The organism is Pseudopedobacter sp. (genome assembly GCF_040392825.1).
Classification (GTDB): domain Bacteria; phylum Bacteroidota; class Bacteroidia; order Sphingobacteriales; family Sphingobacteriaceae; genus Pseudopedobacter.
Window position 1 is genome coordinate 1 of sequence record NZ_JBEBVH010000304.1, and the last position, 4380, is coordinate 4380.

Annotated in this window: 5 protein-coding genes and 1 pseudogene; all 6 read left to right on the forward strand. The window is 37.2% G+C overall.

Translation table 11 applies throughout. The annotated features are described in order from the left end of the window. Window positions 1-228: pseudogene (locus ABWO41_RS15870) on the forward strand (Sec-dependent nitrous-oxide reductase); the annotation flags it as partial. A 244-nt stretch (window positions 229-472) separates the two neighbouring features. Beyond that, window positions 473-1087 (forward strand): hypothetical protein, encoded by a 615-nt coding sequence (locus tag ABWO41_RS15875; RefSeq protein ID WP_353140144.1) that lies wholly within the window; start codon window positions 473-475, stop codon window positions 1085-1087. Then, the gene (locus ABWO41_RS15880) at window positions 1068-1520 is read left to right on the forward strand and encodes a nitrous oxide reductase accessory protein NosL (RefSeq protein ID WP_353140145.1); all 453 of its coding nucleotides are present in this window, start codon (window positions 1068-1070) and stop codon (window positions 1518-1520) included. Before ABWO41_RS15875 ends, ABWO41_RS15880 begins: the two co-directional genes overlap by 20 nt. Beyond that, on the forward strand, window positions 1490-2737 hold the full coding sequence (gene nosD, locus ABWO41_RS15885; protein ID WP_353140147.1) for a nitrous oxide reductase family maturation protein NosD: 1248 nt from the start codon (window positions 1490-1492) through the stop codon (window positions 2735-2737). The genes ABWO41_RS15880 and nosD overlap by 31 nt, the downstream gene beginning before the upstream one ends. An 84-nt stretch (window positions 2738-2821) precedes the next feature. Next, on the forward strand, window positions 2822-3541 hold the full coding sequence (locus ABWO41_RS15890; RefSeq protein WP_353140149.1) for an ABC transporter ATP-binding protein: 720 nt from the start codon (window positions 2822-2824) through the stop codon (window positions 3539-3541). Between the two features lie 42 nt (window positions 3542-3583). Beyond that, the gene (locus ABWO41_RS15895) at window positions 3584-4351 is read left to right on the forward strand and encodes an ABC-2 transporter permease (RefSeq protein ID WP_353140151.1); all 768 of its coding nucleotides are present in this window, start codon (window positions 3584-3586) and stop codon (window positions 4349-4351) included. Window positions 4352-4380: the final 29 nt, after the last annotated feature.

The window sequence follows — 4380 nt, forward strand, 5'->3', positions numbered from 1 at the left end:
GGCTTTGCCGTAAAAGGTGCTAACAATGCTGAATTATTGGTAATGCCGGGTGAAACGCAAACTCTAAAATGGACACCAAAACAAGCTGGCATTACTCCATTTTATTGTAGTGACTTCTGCAGTGCGCTGCATCAGGAAATGTCTGGCTATATCAGAGTGTCTCCTGCGGGAAGCAATACACCAATGAGATATGGTACAGGAGAAAAAGCTCCGGGCCCACAGAATTAATTAACTGTCACATTGAGCCAACAAACTCAATGGACAAACAATATGAAAGACGTTGGAGAGATTGCCACGTCGTACCTCCTCGCAATGACAAATAGCTTCGTCATTGCGAGGAATCGAAGCAATCTCATTATCAAACATTTGTAATAACACGTTAATTGTAGCAAACAAAAATCAGCCTGGCTCCCAGAAAATCTCGAATCATGAAATCGCTTTTATTTATACAAATCCCGATAAGCAAATGAAAATGAACCAAGTAGAAAAGAAGAAAAAAGGTCTGTTATCGATTACAAAAACACTTTCTGTTATCTGCGGAATAGCACTAGTCCTGGTCATTTTTGTACCTATCTGGAAAATAGAACTTAAAGCACCTCAATATCCTGAGGGACTGTCTATGCACATACATGCCAATAAACTTTCTGGCGATGTAGAGATTATAAACGGATTAAACCATTATATAGGCATGCGCACTTTGCATGCTGATGATTTTGTGGAGTTTACTGTACTGCCTTACATTTTCATCTTTTTTGCATTGATTGGAATTTTATCGGCAGTTGTAAACAAGAGATGGTTTTTCATATCATGGGCAGGTCTGTTTTTTGTTTTCGCTATCGTGGCAATGGTGGACTTTTATCTTTGGGAATATGATTATGGCCATAATTTAGATCCTAAAGCACCTATACAGGTGCCAGGAATGAGCTATCAGCCTCCTTTGATTGGATTTAAGCAATTACTCAATTTCGAAGCCTTTTCTATTCCCAGTACAGGCGGTTGGATTTTGTTGGGTGTAGGATTATCTCTGGCATTTCTCATATTCAAGGAAATTAAAAATTCAAGAAAAAATGTTCAAGCACATATCTAAAGCAAGTTATTATCTGCTTATTTCGGCACTTTTCATCTTCTCTTCCTGCAGTACGAAACCGCAGCCTATACAATTTGGTGTTGACAATTGCGATTTCTGTAAAATGACTATCAGCGACCAGAGATATGGTGCAGAATTAGTTACTAAAAAAGGCAGGATCTTCAAGTTTGATGACATCCATTGCATCAAAGGGTTTATTGAAAACGGACAAGTAAAATCAGAGGATATTGCCGGATCATGGCTCGTAGATTTCTCAATCCCCGAAAAGCTGATTCCCGCAAAAGAAAGTCATCTGTTTTTCTCAGAACAGCTTAAAAGCCCTATGGGATCCAATATAGCTGCTTTCGAAAATGCTCAGGAAATGACAAAAATTCAGGAAAACTATTCAGGAACAGAAATGAAATGGGACGATTATTTAGCACAACATCATTAATTATTACTTTTTTAATCATCTTCCTTGCAGAGGATGCAAAAGCAAAAAAGCTGGTTGTCTCTAGCCAATCGGGGTTTAAGACCATAACCAAGGCTTTACAGGAGGTACAAGATGGGGATACTATTTTATTAAAACCGGGACTATACCGTGAAGGCAGTCTGAAAATCAATAAAAAGATTTCCTTAATTGGAGAATCTTTCCCTGTCATAGATGGTGAAAACAAGTACGAAAATTTATTAGTAGAAAGTGATGATGTGCTTATAGAAGGCATCTTATTTAAAAATTCGGGCAGTTCCAGCTATATGGATATTGCTGCATTGAAAATCCAGAATTCAAAAAACGTTGTTGTACGCAACAACCGTTTTCAGGATAATTTTTTTGGCATACATTGCATGAATTCCAGTTTCTGCACATTTGAGAACAACCAGCTTCAATCAGGAAATATCAAAGGCAAGCCTGCTGCAAATGGTATACATTGCTGGAAGAGCAATCATCTTAAAATCGCAAACAATCGTGTTTCGGGACATAGGGATGGCATTTATTTCGAGTTTGTCACAAAATCTACCATAGAAAATAACCAAAGTATAGGCAATAAACGTTACGGTCTGCATTTCATGTTTTCGCATGACGATACTTATAAGCACAATACTATCAAAAAGAATGGTGCTGGCGTAGCTGTTATGTATAGCAAAAGGGTAAAAATGTATCAAAATGTGTTTGCCGAAAATTGGGGGAACGCTGCTTATGGCCTTTTGCTGAAGGAGATTATGGACAGTCATATCGAAAACAATGTATTCGAAAACAATACAATTGCTGTTTTTGCAGAAGGGGCCAACCGTATTACAATGATCAAAAACAGGTTCGAGAAAAACGGATGGGCTTTACAAATACAAGCCAGCTGCAGTGATGCATACATCAGCCTGAATAACTTCATAGGCAATACTTTCGATGTAGCCACCAATGGCAGTTTGGTTATGAAATATTTTGATGAAAATTATTGGGATAAATACGAAGGTTATGATCTGGACAGAGATGGTTACGGAGACATTCCACACAGACCAGCTACATTTTATTCCATAATTATCCAGAGAAATTCTGGTGCATTGATGTTGTTTAGAAGCTTTTTCGTGAAACTGATGGATAAGGCCGAAACCTTGTTTCCAAACCTGACACCCGAAAACCTGAAAGACAACAAACCAAGGATGGGAAAAATATGATGAGTAAAAAGCTGAGCGTGGAAAGTGTACTAACCGCTCGCTCGTCTTGATACTAAAAACCTGATACTAGATACTAAAAAACAAATGATAAAAATAGAAGGCATCAACAAAAAGTTTGGGAAATTTGAAGTCCTTAAAAACATCAATCTAAACCTCTCAGGCAATAATATCATTGCCTTAATCGGTGCTAATGCAAGTGGAAAAACCACTTTGATAAAGACTGTTTTAGGTATGGTTATTCCGGATTCTGGCAAAATATTGGTAAACGGGACTGAAATAAGCAACCAATGGCAGTATAGAAAACTGATCGGATATATGCCACAAATAGGCCGTTATCCTGAAAATATGAGGGTTGCACAAGTATTAGAAATGGTAACCGATTTAAGAGGCAATGAGAATAAAAATCTGGACCATGACCTTTATGAAGGATTTAAGCTTAAAGACATCCTTGATAAAAAAATGGGAACACTTTCTGGCGGTACAAGGCAAAAAGTAAGTGCCCATCTGGCATTTCTGTTTAACTCGCCTATTTTGATTCTGGATGAACCTACTGCCGGATTAGATCCATTGTCTTCTTTTATTCTAAAAGAAAAGATACAGACTGAAAGGGATAAGGGAAAGCTTCTATTGATTACGTCTCACATATTAAGCGAACTGGACGATATGGTCAGCCAAATAATTTATATGGCAGAAGGAGAAGTGATCTTCGACAAATCTATTAATCAACTGATAGAAGATACTCAAAAATCTAAACTGTCTGAAGCTATTCCTTACCTAATGAAACTAAAATTGGAAAAGGCATGAAATGTCTAAAAAATTATAAAGCACTAAAACGATAATAAACAGATGAAAAAAGTAATTAAATATGTAATGCTGGATATTTTGAACAGCAAGATAATTATTGCATACACCCTTTTTCTTTTCTGCTTTTCTATGGGGCTATTTCTGATGGAAAATGTAGTCGAAAAAAGCATGGCCAGTTTACTGACATTAAATCTGATTATTGTACCTATAGCCAGCATTATTTTTTCTACTATTTATGTTTATAATGCCACCGAGTTCATAGAATTGCTGTCAGCACAACCAATAAAAAGGAAAACACTTTGGCTAAGTATATTCTTTGGGCTTGCATCTGCATTTATATTAGCTTTTGGTATTGGGTGTGGAATCCCGATCGTCATTTTTGCTTTCAATGCTACCGGAATCACTTTGCTGATTACCGGACTGTTCCTTTCGGTGATCTTCGTTTCCATAGCTTTGCTGTCTTCAGTTTACATCAAAGACAAGGCGAAAGGAATCGGCGTATCTTTAATGATCTGGATGTATTTCTCTATACTGTTTGATGGTTTAGTACTTTTCTTATTATTCCAATTACTGGAATACCCATTAGAGAAACTGATTGTAGCGCTTAGCATCTTAAATCCTATTGATCTGGCGAGAATTGTCACACTTTTAAAAATGGATATTTCTGCATTAATGGGTGCTACGAGTGCGGTCTTTAAACAAAGTTTTACCGGAGCTACCGGGAGCATCATCACTTTTGCAGTTTTAACGTTGTGGGCTGTTGTTCCTTTATGGCTTTCGACCAGGAAATTTCAGAAAAAAGACCTTTGATTTTTAGATGTGAGATTTGAGAAACAACC